This window comes from Thalassovita autumnalis, from assembly GCF_001458255.1.
Taxonomy (GTDB): domain Bacteria; phylum Pseudomonadota; class Alphaproteobacteria; order Rhodobacterales; family Rhodobacteraceae; genus Thalassobius; species Thalassobius autumnalis.
This window is the reverse complement of sequence record NZ_CYSB01000033.1, coordinates 1-4,278: the sequence shown is the minus strand read 5'-3', so window position 1 is coordinate 4,278 and position 4,278 is coordinate 1. Positions and strand designations below refer to the sequence as shown.

General features: G+C 55.6%; 3 protein-coding genes. All 3 read left to right on the top strand.

Annotated features, from left to right (window positions below):
- The first annotated feature begins 306 nt into the window (after positions 1-306).
- The 3 genes from TL5118_RS13005 to TL5118_RS12995 all read left to right on the top strand — a co-directional run bounded on the left by TL5118_RS13005 (position 307) and on the right by TL5118_RS12995 (position 4,258).
- Complete coding sequence (locus TL5118_RS13005) at positions 307-2,079, top strand: site-specific integrase (RefSeq protein WP_058241778.1); 1,773 nt, start codon at positions 307-309, stop codon at positions 2,077-2,079.
- 8 nt (positions 2,080-2,087) lie between these two features.
- Complete coding sequence (locus TL5118_RS13000; RefSeq protein ID WP_131727445.1) at positions 2,088-3,704, top strand: hypothetical protein; 1,617 nt, start codon at positions 2,088-2,090, stop codon at positions 3,702-3,704.
- 182 nt (positions 3,705-3,886) lie between these two features.
- Complete coding sequence (locus TL5118_RS12995; RefSeq protein WP_058241780.1) at positions 3,887-4,258, top strand: hypothetical protein; 372 nt, start codon at positions 3,887-3,889, stop codon at positions 4,256-4,258.
- The last annotated feature ends 20 nt before the right edge of the window (positions 4,259-4,278 follow it).

Sequence of the window (4,278 nt, the reverse complement as noted above, 5' to 3'; positions counted from 1 at the left end):
TTCAAAGGTTTGGGATACACCTTAGCTGACTGTCCAGTTTTCTGGGACCACTTCAGTGTTCTGAGTGACTTTTGAGGCGCTAAAAACCGAATGCTGCGTCTTGAACCGAACCGGAAAAAGTGAGGCAAAGGCCCACAGAGTGTCATTTGTCAACTCTTTGCGGTCCTTTTCCTCATTTCGTGTTTCGGGTGCCGAAATTCGAAAAAAGGACCTCAATTCGCATCCAAGCAAAACCAGTCGAACAACAGCGTTCTTGAAGGGTCATGTGGACCCGTTTCGCAACGAAAAACAACAAGGAGCGAACTCATGCAAGTGAACTTACAACAGGCTGTTGAAATTCTGGATGCTGGCGAATTGCCTTACTCACCGGCGAATGCCGCGAAGGTGCGCGGTTCAGCGCGCAAATGCGCCAAACTGGCTGGTTACAATTGCGATCTCTCGCGGATCCCAATTGACCCGAACGCCTTTGTCGAGCGTTGGCGTCAGAATATGCAAAACAAGGATGCACCAGAAGGGTTCGAAACCTTCAAGCAGTTCTCGGCATGGCATTCGAATGTGAAGAGCCTGATGGACCACGTTTCCGGCGCCCGTCGGGAGCGGGATCTTCTTCGAGATATCGAGGATGACTGGTCGCAGCTGCTGGGCGCAACCTCGCAGTTCATCCGTAGAACGCGCAAAGGCACCGGCATTCAGCAGAATGATTTTCTTGCCGTAACCGTGTTGCGCAACTTTGCGCGGGAAAACAATCGCCAACCGCACCAGCTTACAGCGAGCCTCGTTCATTCATGGATGCAGAGTGAGACTGCGAATGCGAGTCAGCGGTCAGCCATGCGCAAGGCGACCAAGATCATCAACAAGCTGCAGGATCTGGACCACGGTCTTCCCGAGGGCCTACTGCCTGGAAAAATCGAAGACATCCCCATGGTCACCGCCCGCCGGGTTACCCCGAAATTGCCTTCTAAACTGGAGCACGCGATCTCGGACATGGAGGACGAATTGCGCGAAGGCGTGCCCTACACTGGGTTGCTCAAGAACAAGCGCAAGGATCCGTGCAGCGAAGGCACAGTGAAGAATGCACGCGAAGCTGCGCAATGGTTCTATTCCTGCATGGCAGAACTCGACCTTCTCGACCTCAGTGAAGATCCTGATCCAGCGACATTTGCCACGATGGGGCACATACTGGCCGCCTTCGAAGCCGAGGTGGCTGGCGAATTCTACTGGAAGCCGCTGGCGCAAACGACGGTCCGTAAGAATTTACAGGGAACCTTTCGCTTCCTGCGTCGATTTAATCCCGATCTGAAATCCGAGCAGAAAGAGTTCTTTCAAGGCGCGTATTTTGCGAACTGGGACAAGATGACACCCGACAATCAGGCCTTCTGCAAGCGCCTCGTGAAATCAGATTATCGCAAGGCCAAGTTCTTTTCTTTGGCACGCCTCTTTCATGAAAAGGCGGCGCCCATGATTGCCAGCTATGAGGATCTTCCAGACAACCAGAAAGCTCAGGCGACGAACTGGGCATTGGCGGCGGCCGCAGCAGCTGTGCTGACCTTCCTGCCCGTGCGCGCCGATACCGCGATCCAACTGACCATGGAGGGTCCAAATGCGCATGTGACATTGCCGCCGGCTTCGAAACTGGTGTCTTTCGCATTACCGCGCACAATCATTAAGAACAAGAAACCCATCACCGCCGAAATTTCTCGTCGTGGGAAAGTAGACCCACGCGCAATCCTGGAATGGTGGCTCAAGGCGGCGCGACCCGTGCTTATGGGCCGGTTGCTAAACCCTGATCCCACATTGCTTTTGGGAGGTGCCGGTTATGCAAGGCTGAACAAGGCGTGGCGCTTCGCCACCGCATCTGTGGACTACTACATGAACCTCCATCAGGTGCGCCACGCCATCGCGTCGATCCTTTGGAATGAGCCGGGAGCCGACATCAACGTGATTGCATCCCTTCTCGGTGACCATCCTGAAACCGTCGCCCGTGTCTATGCCTTCCTCGATGTCGCCGCGCAGGTGCAACGCGCCATGGATGGGATGGATAATGTAAATGCTGCTCTGGAGAAAAAGGTGCGTCTATGAGATTCAATGTGAGCGAAGATCAACTGCCGCCCAAGATGCAGCGGTTCCTAAAAGACATCGACACCGGGCGCGCCTATTCCGCGCCCGCGCTGCAAAAGAAGCGGGCAAATGTCTCATCTGCCCTTCGCTGCCTCGCCGAAACTGCCCAACTAAACGGGCTGCTGGTGATCCTAAACGCTGAAACAGCAGGAGCGATGATCAAGCGTTTGCAAACCGCCAACTGGTCGTCGTCCACAATTTCTGGCTTCAAGACTTTGCTGCGCCATTACGCTTATGAAACGGGCGAAGGCGAGGATTGGGCTTTGAGCAGCGGAGCCTCAGATCGTAGACCGGTGGAACTTGTCCTTCGGGCATCTCATTGGGCGCCATATCGTGCGGTCCTGCCGATGCTTCTTGAGGGGGGGATCGGCGACCGGGAAATTCGCCTGGCGGACCGCTGGTTACGGCACCGCAATCAGGTGACGCACCTGTCGTTGGATCACGCCATGACGTTTCATGCAGACCCCGGCAACCTCCGTGGATTGGCGGCGTTTATGACGGCGATTGATCCGGGGAATCCTGATACTCTGATCCTTCAGGCGGCTCAGCGTAAGCGACGCAGCACTGCCAAGGGAGTAAAGCACAAGCCTGCATACGGTGAACTCCCGGAACCCTTTCTGTCGCAAATGAAGGTGATCAGCCGAAAACCGAAGGAGCTCGGGGGGCTTTCGACGGCACGCATCAAGGTGATGGGCTGCGCCATTCGACGCCTGATACGAGCCGCGAAGCAGCGCGGGTTGAAGCCGGAGCTCACTATGGAAACCGCAACTGCCTTCGCCGAAGACTTGGTGTCAGATGACCTAAAGACCATCTCAGCCGCTGGCCATTGCGAATTCCTTGGATATTTCGCCAAGCGAGCTGGATACCCTGCCGAGATCGGGGAGGAGCTATTGGAAACCCACTGGTCACTGAAGGCTGAAGCCAGAACTGACCTAAAGCACAAGGAAATCAAGTTGGCCAAAGTGCCAATCGACTTGGTCGACCTGGCTAAAACGGCGAGCGAGATCCTGGATCAGGCGCCATTCCAAGAAGACATCAGAAACCGTCGACGCGACTACACTCTGGCGGGTGCTATTGCTCTTCTTTGCAAGCTGCAAATCCGCGCTAAAGACCTCCGTGAGGGGAAAATAGGTAAAGAGTTCAGCCGAGACAGCGAAGGCTGGTCCGTCGATTTGAAAACATCCAAAACGGGCACTTACATCACTGGTCGGCTGGCGGATTGCCTGACGCCATTCCTCGATGCGGTTCTGCTGATGGACACGGACCCTGCTTACCTCTGGAAAATCTATGACCAACGTGTGGGCACCGCGCTCTTTGCTAACCCGGCGCGCGATTGGCAATGCTATGAGCGTGAATGGTTGCGCCGCAATATGACCGAGCGCACCGGCCACAGCGCGCATATCGTTCGCACTTTGATTTACGATTACGTCACCCTCGATGCCGAGCTCGATGCGAAGGTCGCGCAGGCACTCGTCGGACACGCGCACGCGACCAGCAAGCAGTTCTATGAGGTAAACGCTGATCGGTATCGCAGGATGGCGGCCCTCATGGGTTTGGCGGCCATCGAAAAAGCCCTTCCAGGGTAACAGTTGGCAGGGTCGAACAGGTTTCTTCGGGTGTCTTGGGTGAACCCCGAAGAAACCAGCCGCCCTGCCTCGCAAGAGAGAAAGCAGCCTCTCAAAACTTAAACTGCGCCTGAGAAAGGAGCCCAATCTGACGCACTTGAAGCCCTGCGCAACATCGCGAGGGCGCTGCATAGGAGAACAATATGTTCGACCTTACTACTGATACCATGACGAGCATGCGCGCGTTCATGTCCTCGCATTCCGAAGCCGTGCAAAATGCGGCATATCTGCTCGGCGGGCAACCCGCACTGCGGAAAGCGCAATCGCTTCTCAATGAGATCGCATCCTCACTCGTGATGACACGCCGCCTCGCGCACAAGCTGCTCGATCTCCATGCGTTGCTGACCCTTCGAAATGTGCATCGCGGCGACACCATCGAAGCAGCGTGTTTTGCTGATCTCGAACCCTCTTCTCCAATCGTCGAAGACATCTGCGTCCTATGCGATGCGCTCGAAGAAGAGATGCACAAGCTGGAAGATGCGTATCCGTCCGGTGTCCCCGCTCTGACGGCGTGATGGAGTGCCTGCTAGATGTC